The following is a 15,275-nucleotide window of genomic DNA, read 5'->3' as shown; positions in this document are numbered from 1 at the left end:
AAGCGCCGTGCAATGCACGACGCTTTCTCTGCGTTGATGGTTACATCTCTGCCAGAGCCTTTTTCAGGTTCTTAGCGATCTGGTCGGGGCAGCTGGTGGGGCGGGGGCCGCAGGTGGTACCCTCCATGCGGGCGATGGCATCCTCAGCCTTCATGCCCTTGAGCAGGCGGCTGATGCCCTTGAGGTTGCCGTTGCAGCCGCCGATGACCTCAACGGACTCGATGGTGTGGTCATCGTTCAGCACGATGTTGGTCTGCTTGGAACAGGTGCCCACATTGGGGAAGCTGAAAGATTTGCTCATGGAAAACATCCTCTCTTTTTGACTTGCCTGCATTATACTATAAATCTCACGAATCTGCAAGCGTCAGCCGCAGCGAGGGAGTTTTTCCAAGCGAGTGTCCGCTGGGGTGGGACCCTGTTGCCGCAGGCAATAGGGCGGGCGATGGAATGGCCCGTTTCACTCGCGGGAAAAAGCTCCCGAAGCGCGGCGGGTCACCGTCTGCGCTTCCGGGCCAGCTCCTCGATCCGCGCGATCTGGTCATCGGGAGTGGTGCAGGTGCCCACGGGGTAGACCTTTTTGTGGTTGGCCCCGTGGAAGTCGGTGCCGCCGGTGTGGATGAGGTGATACTGCCCACAGAGGGCGGCACACTCGGCCTTGTCCTCGGGGCTGTTGCTGGGGTGGTCGATCTCGATGCCGTCCACCATCCCCTCCCTGACCAGTTCCCGGAGCAGGGGCATACTCTTGTACACGGTGGGGTGGGCGAACACCACCACGGCACCGGCGGCTCTGGCTGTGGCCAGCACCTCCCGCACCGGGATATACTCGGGCGAGTGGAGCACCCTGCCCCGCGGGTTCCAGCCGAACAGCTCATGGTAGCGCTCGCCGTAGATGCTGTCGGCAAGGCCCAGCTCCCGCAGCGCCTGCATGATGCCGCTCTTATAGAGCACGCCGCTGTCTCTGGCGTATTCCAGCGCCTGCTCGGTGCGGAACTGGGGGAAGATGGCTTCCAGCTCCCGGGCGCTCTGCAAACAGCACTCGTTGCGGCGCTGGCGCATGATATCGCAGTGGCGGCGCAGGGCCTCGCTCTCGGGGTCAGGCCAGTAGGCCAGCAGGTGGACCCGGTGCTGGCGCTCGTAATCGTAGCCAGTGAGCTCGGTGGCCGGGATGAGCTTTACCCCATCCTGCACCGGGTGGTCGTAGGCATACTGCACGCTGCGCAGTGTGTCGTGGTCAGAGATGGCCATAGCATCCAGCCCCACCCGGGCTGCCATCAGGGGCAGCCGGGCCACGGGCACGGAACCGTCGGAATAGGTGGTGTGGTTGTGTAGATCGCCGGGCATGGAATGGAACCTCCTGAGAATGTAACGGGTTAAACCTCTCCGTCATCTTCGCTAACGCTCGATGCCACCTCCCCTAGTAGGGGAGGCCTTGGCATAAGGTTCATTTTTCGCTATGATCGCTGACGCTCCAAAACGCACTCCTGCCGCAAGGATAAGGCTTTGCGCCAGCAGGGCAAACAGGAGCGAAGCGCCAGACCTCGAAAACGCGACGGCCTGCCAAGGGCTCCCCTACTAGGGGAGCTGCCGAGCGTCAGCGACGGCTGAGAGGTTTAATGCTTATAATAATTGATCAAACACCCGTCTGCCAAAATCTCCCGCTCATCGGAGGTCAGCGGTGCCATATAGAGGGCGAAGGGCTTCACTTCCTCACCCAGCACATAGGCAGGGATGTTCTGCAGATCGCCTTTGAGGGCTTCCCGGACATGGGGGATGAGGATGTAATCCCCTAGGCCGAAGGGAGCCGCACCGTTGAGCTGGAAGGGCAGCATGCCCCAGTTGATGAGGTTGGAGCGGTAACGCTTGGTGGCGTACTCGTTGACGATGTTGGCCCCGGCCCCCAGCACGCGCTGGCAGCTGGCGGCCTGCTCACGGGCAGAGCCGTCGCCGGGCTTGACGGCAAAAATGGTGGAGGCCAGCTGCACATCGTCCCAGGTCAGGGCCTCGCAGCCGGGCACGGCGCGGATCTTTGCCAGCAGGGCGGCATCCCCCTGCCCGGCCCGGCGGGCGGCTTCCTCGGCCTGCACGGCCTTGGCGCGCCCCACATAGGCGGGGTCCTTGCGGCTGAGGGTGAACTCAGCCAGACCCAGGGGGTTGGAGCGGTAGGAAGAGGTCTCACCCGAGGGGATGAGCTCGTCCGTGGTGGTGACGGGGTCGGTGATGTAGGAGGCCACCTTCAGCAGCAGGTTGTCGCCCAGCGGGGCGATCTCGGGCCAGTCCTTGATGTTGGGGCCCAGCTTGAGCAGGGCATCGTAATCGCCGTGGCCAAAGCCCTGATACACCCGGGCCTCGTAGCTGGAGGGATCGTAGTGGTATTCGGGCACGGTGGGGTCGTAATCCACCTCCGTTGCGGGGGTCAGGATGCCGCCGTTTGCCGTGGTGGCGGCAATGCTGCGGGCATCCATCAGGGCCACGCCTGCCAGCTGGCCGCTGCCGGGCTTGGAGCCCTCGCGGCTGGGGAAGTTGCGGGTGGTGTGGCGGATGGACAGCGCCCCGTTGGCGGGCACATCGCCCGCGCCGAAGCAGGGGCCGCAGAAGGCCGTGCGGATGGTGGCACCGCTGGCCATCAGGTCAGTGAGCACGCCGGTGCGGTTCAGCTCCATCATAATGGGCTGGCTGCCGGGGTAAACGCTGAGGGCGTAATCCCCGCAGCCGCCGGTATGGCCCTTGAGGATGGAAGCGGCCTCGTAGATGCTGTCGAACAGGCCGCCCGCGCAGCCCGCGATGACTCCCTGATCCACCCGGAGCCTGCCGTTTTCGATCTTGCTGCACAGATCCAGCTTCACGTCAGAACGGCCCACCAGCTTCTGGACGTTCTCCTCGCATTCGTGGAGGATGTCCTTGAGGTTGGCGTTCAGCTCCTCAATGGGAAAGGCGTTGGAGGGGTGCATGGGCAGGGCGATCATGGGCCGGATCTTGGAAAGGTCCACGCTCACCACGCCGTCGTAATAGGCCAGCTCTGCCGGGTGCAGGGGCTTGTAGTCCCCTGCCCTGCCATGGACCGTGAGGAACTGCCGGGTCTTTTCATCGGTCTCCCAGATGGAGGAAAGGCAGGTGGTCTCGGTGGTCATGGCATCAATGGCGTTGCGGGTGTCCTGCCGCAGGGAGGCGATGCCGGGGCCCACAAACTCCATGACCTTGTTCTTGACATAGCCGCTCTTGAACAGCTCACCCACCAGTGCAATGGCCACATCGTGGGGGCCGCAGCCTGCGGGCAGAGCGCCGGTCAGGCAGATGGCCACCACGCCGGGGCGGGCCACATCGTAGGTGCGGCCCAGCAGCTGCTTTGCCAGCTCGCCGCCGCCCTCGCCGATGGCCATGGTGCCCAGCGCGCCGTAGCGGGTGTGGGAATCGGAGCCAAGGATCATTTTGCCGCAGCCCGCAAAGCGCTCACGCATGTACTGGTGGATGACCGCCATGTGGGGCGGCACAAAGATGCCGCCGTACTTTTTGGCAGCGGACAGGCCGAAGCGGTGGTCATCCTCGTTGATGGTGCCGCCCACGGCGCACAGGCTGTTGTGGCAGTTGGTCAGCACATAGGGGATGGGGAACTTTTCCAGCCCCGAGGCGCGGGCCGTCTGGATGATGCCCACAAAGGTGATGTCGTGGCTTGCCATGGCATCGAACTTGATCCGGAGATCCCGGTCATTACCGCTGGTGTTGTGGGCGGTGAGGATGCCGTAGGCCATGGTGCCCTTGTAGGCCTGGCCGGCCTGCTCCGCAGTCACGCCTGCGGCTGCCAGTGCCGCAGGAGCCTGCGCGTCGGCAGGCACCCACTGCCCCCGCAGGTAGTATGCACCCGAGGCGCTGCATTTGATCGATTCCAACATAATACTTTCCCCTCGCTTTTGCAAAAAAGGACTGCGGCGCTCCGGGGCAACCCCCCAGTCTCGCTTTGCTCGACAGCCCCCCTAGTAGTGGGGCCCTTGGCATGGCGTAAAGCTTTGCCATTTTGCCAAGGCCGCCCCTATCAGGGGCGGTGGCATTGCGAAGCAATGACGGTGGGGTTTTCCAGAGCACCAGCAGTCCTGTCAATCAGTCAAACAGCATATCGTGGATGGCGCTGACCGCCTTGTCAGCGTCGTCACGGGCAATGATGCAGGAGATCTTGATCTCACTGGTGGAGATCATCTTGATGTTGTTGTTGTTGTTGGAGAGTGCCTCGAACATCTTGGAGGCAACGCCGCTGTGGCTCTGCATACCGGCACCCACGATGGAGACCTTTGCGCAGGTCTCGTCGCAGGTGGCATCCTTGAACTTGCCGCTCTCCTTGAGCACGCGCATGGCGGTCTCAGCCTCGCCCTGGGCGCAGGTGAAGGAGATATCCTTCTTGCCGTCGCGGCCGGTGGACTGCAGGATGATATCCACATTGATGTTCTTCTGGGCCAGCAGGCCAAAGATCTTGAAGCTGGTGCCCGGCTCATCGGGAACGTTCAGGATCGTGATAACGGCAACATCGGTGTCCTTTGCAACACCCTTGATCAGCATACCTTCCATGTCTTTTGTAACCTCCTTGACCACCGTACCGGGCACGGGATTCAGGCTGGACAGCACTTCCAGCTCCACATTATACTTCTTTGCCAGCTCCACGCTGCGGTTGTTCAGCACCTGCGCACCCAGAGAGGCCAGCTCCAGCATCTCGTCAAAGGTGATCTCTTCCAGCTTGCGGGTGTTGCGCACCTTGCGGGGGTCTGCGGTGTAAACGCCTTCCACATCGGTGTAGATCTGGCAGCGGTCTGCGTGCAGGGCCGCTGCAATGGCCACGGCGCTGGTATCAGAGCCGCCGCGGCCCAGGGTGGTGATATCATCCAGCTTGTTCAGGCCCTGGAAGCCTGCCACGACCACCACGCGGTTGCGCTCCAGCTCGGAGGAAATGCGCTCGGTCTCCATGCGGGTGATGCGTGCCTTAGTGTAGGCACGGTCGGTGCGGAAGCCCGCCTGCCAGCCCGTCAGGCTGGTGGCGTGGCAGCCCAGCTCGTTCAGGGCCATAGCCAGCAGCGCGATGCTGATCTCCTCACCGGCGGCCAGCAGCATATCCATCTCACGGGCCGAAGGGTTGTGGGTGATCTCAGCAGCCTTTGCGATCAGGTCGTCGGTGGTGTCGCCCTGTGCAGACACCACCACCACCACGTCATTGCCCGCCTTGTGGGTGTTGGCCACGATGCGGGCCACGTTGAAGATACGGTTCCGGTCCTTCACCGAAGAACCGCCGAACTTCTGTACGATCAACGCCATAGTTTGTCACTCTCCTCTAGTTTCTCCCAATTTATATCATTCCACAGTTGCGCCGGTATTATCTGCATCCAGCTCTAACAGTGTAAATGCTTCACATCCGTCCAGGCCTTCCAGCGTTTCCAGCCCGGCACGCAGCCCGGCATAAAAGCGCTCAGCCTCCGCGCGCTCGGCCACCGCCATCACGGTGGAACCGGCACCCGATACATACACGGCCTTTGCCCCGCACTGCTTTGCCAGCGCGAACACCTCCCGGGAACCGGGCATCAGGGGCATCCGGTAGGGCTGGTGGAGCTTATCCTCGGTGGCAATGCCCAGCAGGTCATGCCGGCCCTCACAGAAGGCGGCAGGCACCAGCGCGGCCCGGGAAAGGTTATACACGGCATCCTTGTGGGCCACCTGCTTGGGCAGGGCCGCGCGGGCGGCCTCCGTCAGCAGCTTGTAGTCCGGCACAATGGCCGCAAAGCAGAGGCTCTGGTCCACATCCCGCTTGACGGAGTAGACCACGCCGTCCTCAAAGACGCTGCTGGTCAAACCGCCCAGCAGGGCCGGGGCCACGTTGTCGGGGTGGCCCTCAATGGCCGTGGCCAGCGTCAGCAGCTCCTGGGTGTTGAGCACATCGCCCAGCATCCGGTTCGCGCCCAGCAGGCCCGCGATGATGCAGGCCGAGGAGGAACCCAGGCCCCGGGCCATGGGGATGGGGTTGGTCTGCACGATCTTCAGGGGCGGGATTTTCTTGCCCACCTTGTCGAACAGGCCCTTGGCCGAGCGGTACACCAGATTGCTCTCGTTGCGGGGGATGCGGGTGCCGTCCGCCGCCGAGATGTCCAGCTTATCGCTCTCCTCAAAGGTCACGGTGTTGTACAGGGTCACGGCCAGACCCAGCGCGTCGAAGCCGGAGCCTACATTGGCGCTGGTGGCCGGAACAGAAACTTTGATCTTCATGGTCCGTCCCCTTTTCTCATGCTTCCTCGGGCAGCTTTTTCAGCACCAGCTTCACGCTGCCGCCCACGGTCTCCACCTTGCGGGCTGCCTCGGCCATGGCCTTTGCGTCGGCCTGCTCCACCAGATAGGAGCAGCCGTCAAAGTGCTCATCCACCACACGGCCCTTACCGTAGATGGCTTCCACCACGGCGGGAGCAACGCCCGCTGCACGCACATAATATGCGGCGGGAGCCGGGTCGGTGAGCATCCCCTCCACCGGCTCCGCAGGCTGCCAGAACAGGCTGTCGTGGACCTTGGAGCCGTTCTTGAGGGCATCCACCACATCGGCCACCACGGCGCTGGCGGTGGGCAGCTTGCCCGCGCCCTTGCCGTAGAACACCACGTCGCCCAGCATATCGCCCTTGACCAGCACGGCGTTGAACACATCGTCCACACCGGCCAGCTGGTGGCTCTTGGGCACCAGGCAGGGCTCCACACCGGCGGCCACGCTGCCGTCGTCGCCCCGCTTCATCCACGCGATGAGCTTGATGACGCAGTTCAGCCGCTCCGCCGCAGCCACATCGGCCACAGTGATGTCCCGGATGCCCCGGGTGGGGATGTTCTGGGGGTAGATCTGGTGGCCGCAGACCAGCGAGGACAGGATGGCGATCTTGCGGCAGGCATCCCGGCCGTCCACATCGTCGCCGGGGTCCTTGGTCTCGGCATAGCCCAGCTCCTGCGCGATCTTCAGGGCCTCGTCAAAGCCCAGGTTCTCCCGCACCATCTTGGTCAGCATGAAGTTGGTGGTGCCGTTCACGATGCCCTCCACCTCGGTGATGACGTTGGCGGCCAGGCACTGATGCATGGGGGTGATGATGGGGGTGCCGCCGCCCACGGAGGCCTCGAACAGGAAGGCACAGTTGTGGGCCTTGGCCAGCGCCAGCAGCTCCGCGCCGTAGGTGGCCACCATCTCCTTGTTGGAGGTGCACACGCTGCGGCCGCTCTCGAGGCAGGCCTTGACATAGGGGTATGCAAAGCGGGTGCCGCCGATGGTCTCCACCACCACCCGGATCTCCGGGTCTTCCAGAATGGTATCGAAGTTCTTGATGAAGAGGTTTGCCGCCGGATGAGCGGAGAAATCCTTGGGGTCAAGGATGTACTTGACCTCCACCGGCTCACCGGCCCGGCGGGAAACACCGGCGGCGTTGCGGCACAGCACCTCGTACACGCCGCTGCCCACCGTGCCAAAGCCTAAAATCGCGATCTTTGCCATAGTTCAACCCTCGTTCCTATTTCCTGACTGTTCTGGTGCCCTTACAGGTTATACCCGCAGTGCACGCCCACCACCATGCGCTGGCGGCTCAACCGCTCCGTCAGCTCCTCAGGGGTCATCTGCATGGTATCGGTGCGGATGGTAACGGCAACCAGCGCTGCGCCATTTTCCGGCGTGGACTGGTTGATGGTAACAATGCTTGCCCCGGCGGCGCTGATGCCTGCCAGCAGGCTTTGCAGCGCGCCTGTTTCATCCCGGAGCGTTGCCATTACGGTCACGACCTCGCGGCCATTTTCGGAATCAAAGATGCAGTCCTTATATTTATAAAAAGCACTGCGCGAAAGATCCACGCTGCGGGTGGCAGCCGAGATGCTGCGCACTTCCCCGCTTGCCAGAAGCTCCTTGGCCTTGACCACTTTCAGGAAGACCTCGGGCAGGACCTCCGCGTCCACCAGATAAAAACGGCGTTCCAACTTGTTCACCTCACAAACACAAGTGTTCTTACAGGGAATATAATAGCATCCGGCCCCCTGCATTGCAAGAGACCGGATGCTTTTTTGTCAGATTATCCAGTTTTGGAGCGTGAAGTGGCAAGCTGTCGCACCGGAATTGAGAAAGTGTGACTTTTAGCAGAGGCTGGCCTTGTGCCCTCTCCGTCATCCCTACGGGATGCCACCTCTCCCAAAGGGAGAGGCTTTGGCAAAGAGGATGAGCTTTACGCCATGCCAAGGGCTCTCCCTTCGGGAGAGCTGTCGAGCGCAGCGAGACTGAGAGGGCCGTCTGGAAGGGCCGCCTAAAAGGTTCAATCCGTATCCAGCCCGGTGGTATCCTGACCCACAACGGGGGCGGTGTCCGCGCTCTGCGCTGCGGCCACGCCGCTGCTGTGGGAGTAGTTGCAGGTATCGGGCAGGTCATCGGCACGGTAGTAGCCGGTGGCGCGGCTGGGGCAGTTGGCCCCGGCCAGCAGGCCGCTCTGGGTGCAGTAGGCGCGCTCCACCACGCCATCGCTGGTGGGGAATGCCTTATAGGGCAGGTTTGCCTGCACCTGCTCCATATAGGCCTTCCACGCCATGACACAGGTACGGGTCTTGGCCTGATTCTTGCCCAGGGTGTTGGTCATATCGTAAGGCGCGTCGTAGCCCCACCAGACAGCGGTGACATAGTAGGGCGTGCCGCCCACGAACCACAGATCCTTTTCGTCGCTGGCGGTACCGGTCTTACCAAAGGACTCCATGCCGTTGGAGTTGGGGTAGCGGCCGCTGGCGGTGCCCACGTTGGAGTAGAGCACGTTCTTGAGCAGACGGTTCATAATATAGGCTGTCTGCGGGGTCAGGGCCTGATAGCTGGTGGCGTTGTTCTCCAGGTAGATGTTGCCGTCCCGGTCCAGCACACGGGTGTACAGGTGCGGGGTGGTGTACTCGCCGTCATAGAAGATCTGGAAGGCAGCGGCCAGCGCCGTGGGGGTCACGCCGTGGGTCTGGCTGCCCATGACCATCTGGGCAAGGCCCACGTCGTTGGCGGGGTCCAGAGTGGTCAGCTGCAGGGTGTTGTAGACAAAGTTGAAGATGTTGCTTGCGCCCACCAGGTCGCCCACCCGGATGGCGATGGTGTTCAGGGAGCGGGCCAGACCGTTCCACAGGGGCAGGTCGCTGCCGTCACCATAATTGCCGCCGTAGTTGCGGGGCCAGCTGCGCCATGCGTTGGGGTAGGCCTTGAGCTGACTGTCGGAAAGGCCCATCAGGCCGTTTTTGCGGCAGTAGTCCTCATCCCGGATGACCATGTCCTGCTTCTGGTACAGGGGCGAGTTGTTGAGCATGGTGGACCAGTTCACCAGCCCGTACTCCACGCCCAGCGCGTACGCGCCGATGGGCTTGATGGTGGAGCCGGTCTGCCGGGTCACACTGTAAGCACGGTTCAGGGAAAGGCTCTTGGTCTTTTCGCCCAGACCGCCCACCATGGCCAGCACATTGCCGTCATAGTCCAGCGTGACCATGGCCGCCTGGGTGCGGACATTGCGGTAGTAGTACACGGTGCCGTCGTCGCCGGTGCGGGTCTTGGGAGTGCCATCGGCGTTCATCACCTGCACGTCATCGTCCGAGATGCTGGTCACCTCTTCCTCATGCCAGCCGGCCGGGAAGTAAGCGACGCCCTCGTTGAGCATCAGGTTCTCCATGGCCGTCTGCATCTTGGGGTTGACGGTGGCCTCGATGGTATAGCCGCCGGTGTAGAGCATGGACTGGGCCGTGGATTCGTCCACGCCCTCCTTGTCCATGATGTCGTGAACCACCTCGGTGAAGAGGGCATCGGTGAAGTAGCTGGTCACGGAGGAGGTCTTCTTGTTGGTGTCCTCCTCGGCCAGCACAAGGGGCTGGGCCGCGCCGTTGCGGTAATCCTCCTCCGAGATGATGCCCTGCTGCCACATATTATACATGATGAAGTTGCGGCGGTGGATCAGGTTCTCGGGGTTGGTGTAGGGGTTGTAGTTGGTGGGGTTCTTGGTGATGGACGCGATGGTAGCGCACTCCCAGAGGGTGAGCTGGCTCACGTCCTTGTTGAAATACTCGTTGGCCGCTGTCTGAACGCCCTGAATGGTGCCGGTGAAGCTGATGGTGTTCAGGTAGGCCTCCAGAATGGTCTCCTTGGAGTAGGCGCGGCTCAGGCAGAGGGCGCGGTAGATCTCGCGCAGCTTGCGCAGCGCACCCTCCACGCCGCTGGCGCTCTTGTCGCTGGTCAGGTTCTTGATGAGCTGCTGCTCCAGCGTGGAAGCGCCCTGCTTGGAGCTGTAAATGGGCAGCAGATACTCGTTGACCATGGCACCGATGGTGCGCTTGAAGTTCACGCCCGGCTCGTTGTAGAAATCCTTGTCCTCGGTGCAGATGAACGCATACTGCAGGTTGGTGGGGATCTGTTCCAGGTCTGCCCAGACGCGGTGGCTGTTGGAGGAGCGCAGGGTGGCATACTCCACCTGCGCGCCGGTGTCGGGGTCGGTGGCCACCACGGTGCTGGACTGGCTCAGCTCGATGTTGTCCAGGTCCAGCAGGTTGCCGTCGTTGGCCGTGGCCTGCACGGCGTAGTACACCGCCGCCACTGCCGCCAGGCTGCACACCATGATGCCCAGGCAGATGAGGGTGGCCAGCGTGCGGCCCAGCGCCCTGAGGATGGGGTGCTTCGCCTTTTCCCGGGGATCCTTTGGCTCCCTGGGGGCACGCCCGCGCTTGGGCGGCTCTTCCCTGCGGCTGTTGCTCACATTCACTTTACGTCCCCCCGTGGGCTGCACGTCCGTGCGTGCAGCGCCCCGGTGGATCTTTCTCGATTCGTTTGAGATAAGGATCGCCTCCTGACGTGGTGGTATCGCTTATGGAGCGGGACACTGTCCCGCATAGCCTCTTTGCCGTTATCGCTTCGGGGTCAGGCCTCGCCTTGGTACAACCTCTCAGCCTTCGCTGACGGTTAAACCTCTCCGTCATCTTCGCTTCGCTCGATGCCACCTCCCCTAGTAGGGGAGGCCTTGGCATAGGGTTCATTTTTCGCAATGATCGCCTATCGGCTCCAAAACGCACTCCTGCCGCAAGGGTAAGACTTTGCGCCAGCAGGGCAAATAGGAGCGAAGCGTCAGACCACGAAAACGCAACGGCCTGCCAAGGGCTCCCCTACTAGGGGAGCTGCCGAGCGTCAGCGACGGCTGAGAGGTTTAACCCCGTTATCGGCTGCTTACAGCTGAAAGGTTGGACAAAGGCAGGCCTTGCCGTGGGCCTGCCGCCCCTATTTCTAATCAGATACTGCTAGTATAGCACACTTCCCCCCGTAAAGTACAGCATTCCGGTGTGAAAATTGTGCACTTCTGTCTCAGGGGCGGCATTTTTGCGCATACTACCGCTGGAAAGACCCGCTGGAAAGGAGTGATTTTCTCCATGCGGAAAGTAGTTCTCTGCCTGTTTTACGCCCTGTGCGCCTTTGCCATCGCCTTCAGCCTGTTCTGGATGGCCCTGCCCCGGCTGGCGCTTCCCTCCCCTGCACCGGGAGCGGACAGCGCCGCCGAAACGCCGGTGCCCTCCGAGCCGAGCCTTGCGGCCCAGACTCTGCCCGACACCGGCCAGCCCACCCAATACCTGCTCCGGGACGAGGGCGGCATGGTAGCCGTCTACACCTGCGGGCCGGATGGCTCCCCCACCCGCCTTGCCCGGCAGACAGGCATTTACGTCAATCTCCTGCCAGAGAATGACGCGCTGCGTGTCAAGCAGGGCATGACAGTGACGGGAGATGCCGCCCTGCAGGAGGTGCTGGAGGACCTGGGCGGGTGAACCGCTCCGTCCGGATTGCGGCCCCCAGCGTGAACTTGACAAACCATCGCAAATCAACTATACTATGAACAGAAAGAGCGCTGGCCGCAATATGGCCAGCTCCACGTTCCCTTTTAAGTCAAAAAGATTGACCGCCGAGTTTGTGAGACTGGGGGCGGTCAATCTTTTTTGCTTTTATCGTTCTTCTCGTGAGAAATTTTCCAGCCAGCATCAAATGCAGCTTTCGCAACTGAGACGAGCAGGCTCAAAAGAGCAATTGCTACCGTCAGTACCGCGCAAACTTCTGTCAGAGTCATCCGACATCCCTCCCTTCGCCGACAGGCGGCTCCGGGAAAGGATCCAATTCAAAAAAGTTCCGTTCCCATCCGCCTGGCTTCCTTCCGGAAAATAGGCATTCGGGAGCGCGAAGTTGACCACCTGCATTGCAGACAGCGCTTTTCTCCTGCTGTTTCCAGCATTAGCTACAGTATAGCATAGAAACTGACAATGTGCAATCAACAAACCCCCTGTGCCATGGTCTGGTACAGGGGGTTGTTTTGCGGTTCTGTTTCAGCCGGAGTGCAATTTTACTCCACGCTGATCATATAATAGTATACGGGCTGGCCGCCGCGGATGTGGCTGACCTCAACGTGGTTGGGGCACTTTGCCTTGACGATCTCGGTCAGCTTCTCGGCCTCCTCGTCGGAGACATCGCAGCCGGAGATGATGGTGACAAAGCTGGAGTCCTTCTTGCACATGCTGCGGGCCAGGCGGTAGGTGGCCTTGGTCAGGTCGGTGGAGGTGGCAACGATCTTGCCGTTCTCCAGAGCCATGATCTCGCCCTTCCGGATCCGCTTGCCGTCAAACTCGCTGTCGCGGGCAGCGTAGGTAATGAGGCCGGTGCTGACCTTGTCGGCGGCGGCCATCATGTTGATGGTGTTGGTCTCAGCGTTGGCGGAGGGGTCGAAGTTGAGCAGCGCGGTGATGCCCATGGGCACGGTGCGGGTGGGCAGAACGATCACCTGACGGTCAGCCAGCTTCTGGGCCTGCTCCGCTGCCATGATGATGTTCTTGTTGTTGGGCAGCACGAACACGGTCTTGGCGGGCACGCTCTGGATGGCGGCAAGGATGTCCTCGGTGGCGGGGTTCATGGTCTGGCCGCCGGAGACGACAGCGTCCGCAGCCAGGTCGGTGAACACGGCCTTCAGGCCCTCACCGGCGGCAACGGCCACAAAGCCGTAGTCACGGCTGGGGTCCACTGCGGCGTAAACGAACTCGCTGGCCTGTGCGGGAGCCTTTTCAGCGGAGGCCTGCTTTTCCAGGCTCTTGCCCTGCTTCTGGCGGGCCAGGAACTGCTCGTGCATGTTCTCGATCTTGAAGTTGGTCAGGTAGCCGTACTTGATGGCCTCGCTCAGGATCTTGCCGGGGTCAGCGGTGTGGACATGCAGGTTGATGACATCGTCATCCTCGATGCAGACCACGCTGTCGCCGTTGGATTCGGCAAAGGCGCGCATCTTTGCGGCGCTTGCGCCCTCGTACTTGTTGATGAGGAACTGGGTGCAGTAGCCGTTCTTGATGTCCTCCACCTTCATCAGGTCGTCGGTGAACACGCCCTTGCCTGCGTTCTCGGTGGAGAGCTTGGCCTTGTTGGGGGTGCCCTCGCCGCCGGCCACCATGGGCTCGCCGTGGAACACCTTACCCATGCCCTCAAAGATGATCATAATGCCCTGGCCGCCTGCGTCCACAACGCCGGCCTTTTTCAGCACGGGCAGCAGGTTGGGGGTATCCTCCAGCGCCTTCTGGCCTGCGGTCATCACCACATCCCACAGGGCGGGGATCTCCTCGGCACCGCAGGCGGCAGCTTCCTCGCTGGCCACCCGGGCAACGGTCAGGATGGTGCCCTCGGTGGGCTTCATCACGGCCTTGTAGGCACCCTCCACGCCCTTTTTCAGGGCGGCGATGATGTCGGCGGTGTCGGCCTCCTTCTTGCCTTCCAGCGCCTTGGAGAAGCCGCGGAACAGCAGGCTGGTGATCACGCCGGAGTTGCCGCGGGCACCGCGCAGCATGGCGGAGGCAGCGGTCTTGGCGGCCTCACCCACGGTGCAGCCGTCGTCCAGCGCGTTCAGCTCTGCCACGGAGGCACCCACCGTCATGCCCATGTTGGTGCCGGTGTCGCCATCGGGCACGGGGAAAACGTTCAGCTCGTCCACACGGGAGCGCTGGTTGTTGATGTTGTTCGCGCCGGAGATGATCGCGTCGCGCAGGATCTTACCAGAAATCATTGTCCTTACTCCTTAATAAAAAGTTCCATCAGGCGATCACGTCGTCCACCGACACGATCACACGGGCAACCTTCAGGCCGGTGGCCTGCTCCACTTCGTCCTTGACGCGGTGCGAGATGCTGCGCGCGGCGGTGGAGATGTTGAGCCCATAGCTGACGGCAATGTGCAGCTCGATCACGAGACGGCCCTCTTCCTGTGTGACACGAACGCCCTTTTCAGAGTAATCGTTGCCGCGCACCACGCTCTTGACCACGTCGGTCAGGTCGCGGGGGGTCATTGCGGCCACGCCGTAGCATTGTTTGGTTGCTTCGCCTACCAGCGTAGAGAAGTACTCGGCGGAAAAGCTGACATCTCCCAGCGGGAAACGGGAAGTGATCATAGTCGCTCTGCTCCTTTATTTGAAATCTTGTTGGGGTGGCCCGGCTTGCCGCGGCAAACCCGCCGCATACCGGGAAAGGAATCGGTATCCTTATTATACAACTTCCCACGCCCTGTGTACAGCACAATTTCCAAAGGGCGGGCAATGTGAGCCGATTCGTGTTCCTATTATACCACAAAACCCTGCCCTGTGCACGGTTTTCCTGCATGTTTTGCAAAAAGGCCGGGCGCGACTGTGAATAAATTCTAAAAAGTATGATTTTTGACTTTATCCGCCTGTGGAAAAGTGCTAAAATCAAAGCAGAGGAACGGGAGCTGCGCCCTTACGGCAGAACCACTGTTTACGATAGGATAACGATTGGAGAGCTGTTTGATGAACATTTTGTTTTTCCTTTCCCCCAAGCAGGACCTGATGTATGTCTACGATGACTTCACCCTGCGGCAGACGCTGGAAAAATGGGAGAACAACCGCTACGCATCCATCCCGGTGCTCAACCGCAAGGGCGAGTATGTGGGCACCCTGACCGAGGGGGATATCCTCTGGGGGCTGAAACAGCAGCACGGGCTGGACATTGAAGCCGCCGAGGATGTGCCCATCTCGAGCTTTGCCCACAAGCGGGATTACAAGGCCGTGACTGTCACCACCAGCATGGACCAGCTGATCGAAGCGGCCATGAACCAGAACTTTGTGCCCGTGGTGGACGACCGGGGCATCTTTATCGGCATCGTGCGGCGGCAGGCCATCATCCGCTACTGCTACGACAAGGCCCGCACCGAGGCCCGGAAGGCCCAGAGCTCCCCGGATGCCTGCCCCAAGGGCAGCCTTGCGGCGGGAGGGTAAGGCCCTCA

Annotated in this window: 13 protein-coding genes; 2 read left to right on the top strand and 11 right to left on the bottom strand. The window is 61.6% G+C overall.

From position 1 onward, the window contains the following. Positions 1-40 precede the first annotated feature (40 nt). From GXM22_RS06330 to GXM22_RS06295, 8 genes are all read right to left on the bottom strand, one after another. A complete protein-coding gene (locus tag GXM22_RS06330) occupies positions 41-301 on the bottom strand; it encodes a TIGR03905 family TSCPD domain-containing protein (protein ID WP_035394508.1) in 261 nt (86 codons plus the stop codon). Between the two features lie 191 nt (positions 302-492). Further along, complete coding sequence (locus tag GXM22_RS06325; RefSeq protein WP_005933828.1) at positions 493-1,341, bottom strand: PHP domain-containing protein; 849 nt, start codon at positions 1,339-1,341, stop codon at positions 493-495. 269 nt (positions 1,342-1,610) lie between these two features. After that, a complete protein-coding gene (locus GXM22_RS06320; RefSeq protein WP_099357202.1) occupies positions 1,611-3,887 on the bottom strand; it encodes a hydratase in 2,277 nt (758 codons plus the stop codon). A gap of 205 nt (positions 3,888-4,092) precedes the next feature. Next, entirely contained in the window at positions 4,093-5,292 is a 1,200-nt protein-coding gene (locus GXM22_RS06315) for an aspartate kinase (protein ID WP_147585142.1), read from the bottom strand. A 36-nt stretch (positions 5,293-5,328) separates the two neighbouring features. Then, positions 5,329-6,234, bottom strand: a complete 906-nt coding sequence (gene thrB, locus GXM22_RS06310; protein WP_005933837.1) for a homoserine kinase — start codon at positions 6,232-6,234, stop codon at positions 5,329-5,331. A 16-nt stretch (positions 6,235-6,250) separates the two neighbouring features. Then, positions 6,251-7,486 carry a homoserine dehydrogenase gene (locus GXM22_RS06305; protein ID WP_005933838.1) on the bottom strand — a complete coding sequence of 412 codons (1,236 nt, stop codon included), beginning with the start codon at positions 7,484-7,486 and terminating at the stop codon, positions 6,251-6,253. 41 nt (positions 7,487-7,527) lie between these two features. After that, a complete protein-coding gene (locus GXM22_RS06300) occupies positions 7,528-7,968 on the bottom strand; it encodes an ACT domain-containing protein (protein ID WP_035394385.1) in 441 nt (146 codons plus the stop codon). Between the two features lie 320 nt (positions 7,969-8,288). Next, positions 8,289-10,739, bottom strand: a complete 2,451-nt coding sequence (locus tag GXM22_RS06295; RefSeq protein ID WP_005933844.1) for a transglycosylase domain-containing protein — start codon at positions 10,737-10,739, stop codon at positions 8,289-8,291. Positions 10,740-11,397: 658 nt separating this feature from the next. Between GXM22_RS06295 and GXM22_RS06290 the strand changes: the two genes are divergently transcribed. Continuing rightward, positions 11,398-11,787: a hypothetical protein gene (locus GXM22_RS06290; RefSeq protein ID WP_035394388.1), complete on the top strand. Its 390-nt coding sequence runs from the start codon at positions 11,398-11,400 to the stop codon at positions 11,785-11,787. Positions 11,788-11,945: 158 nt separating this feature from the next. On the opposite strand, the gene GXM22_RS15040 is transcribed toward GXM22_RS06290, so the two are convergent. The 3 genes from GXM22_RS15040 to GXM22_RS06280 form a co-directional block, all read right to left on the bottom strand. After that, positions 11,946-12,083, bottom strand: coding sequence for a hypothetical protein (locus tag GXM22_RS15040; protein ID WP_005933846.1), 138 nt, complete (start codon positions 12,081-12,083; stop codon positions 11,946-11,948). 270 nt (positions 12,084-12,353) lie between these two features. Next, positions 12,354-14,048, bottom strand: coding sequence for a DAK2 domain-containing protein (locus GXM22_RS06285; protein ID WP_005933847.1), 1,695 nt, complete (start codon positions 14,046-14,048; stop codon positions 12,354-12,356). Positions 14,049-14,076: 28 nt separating this feature from the next. Continuing rightward, a complete protein-coding gene (locus tag GXM22_RS06280) occupies positions 14,077-14,427 on the bottom strand; it encodes an Asp23/Gls24 family envelope stress response protein (RefSeq protein ID WP_005933848.1) in 351 nt (116 codons plus the stop codon). 372 nt (positions 14,428-14,799) lie between these two features. Here GXM22_RS06280 and GXM22_RS06275 point away from each other — a divergent pair, with 372 nt between their 5' ends. Beyond that, a complete protein-coding gene (locus GXM22_RS06275; RefSeq protein ID WP_005933851.1) occupies positions 14,800-15,267 on the top strand; it encodes a CBS domain-containing protein in 468 nt (155 codons plus the stop codon). Positions 15,268-15,275: the final 8 nt, after the last annotated feature.

Origin of the sequence: Faecalibacterium duncaniae (genome assembly GCF_010509575.1) — a bacterium.
GTDB lineage: Bacteria > Bacillota > Clostridia > Oscillospirales > Ruminococcaceae > Faecalibacterium > Faecalibacterium duncaniae.
Note: the sequence above shows the minus strand (reverse complement) of the source record. Positions and strands in the feature narration are given on the sequence as shown.

Excerpts from the sequence above, each read along its gene's own strand:
- GXM22_RS06330 (WP_035394508.1), bottom strand. The coding sequence starts at position 301 with ATGAGCAAATCTTTCAGCTTCCCCAATGTGGGCACCTGTTCCAAGCAG.
- GXM22_RS06325 (WP_005933828.1), bottom strand. The coding sequence starts at position 1,341 with ATGCCCGGCGATCTACACAACCACACCACCTATTCCGACGGTTCCGTG.
- GXM22_RS06320 (WP_099357202.1), bottom strand. The coding sequence starts at position 3,887 with ATGTTGGAATCGATCAAATGCAGCGCCTCGGGTGCATACTACCTGCGG.
- GXM22_RS06315 (WP_147585142.1), bottom strand. The coding sequence starts at position 5,292 with ATGGCGTTGATCGTACAGAAGTTCGGCGGTTCTTCGGTGAAGGACCGG.
- thrB (WP_005933837.1), bottom strand. The coding sequence starts at position 6,234 with ATGAAGATCAAAGTTTCTGTTCCGGCCACCAGCGCCAATGTAGGCTCC.
- GXM22_RS06305 (WP_005933838.1), bottom strand. The coding sequence starts at position 7,486 with ATGGCAAAGATCGCGATTTTAGGCTTTGGCACGGTGGGCAGCGGCGTG.
- GXM22_RS06290 (WP_035394388.1), top strand. The coding sequence starts at position 11,398 with ATGCGGAAAGTAGTTCTCTGCCTGTTTTACGCCCTGTGCGCCTTTGCC.
- GXM22_RS15040 (WP_005933846.1), bottom strand. The coding sequence starts at position 12,083 with ATGACTCTGACAGAAGTTTGCGCGGTACTGACGGTAGCAATTGCTCTT.
- GXM22_RS06285 (WP_005933847.1), bottom strand. The coding sequence starts at position 14,048 with ATGATTTCTGGTAAGATCCTGCGCGACGCGATCATCTCCGGCGCGAAC.
- GXM22_RS06280 (WP_005933848.1), bottom strand. The coding sequence starts at position 14,427 with ATGATCACTTCCCGTTTCCCGCTGGGAGATGTCAGCTTTTCCGCCGAG.
- GXM22_RS06275 (WP_005933851.1), top strand. The coding sequence starts at position 14,800 with ATGAACATTTTGTTTTTCCTTTCCCCCAAGCAGGACCTGATGTATGTC.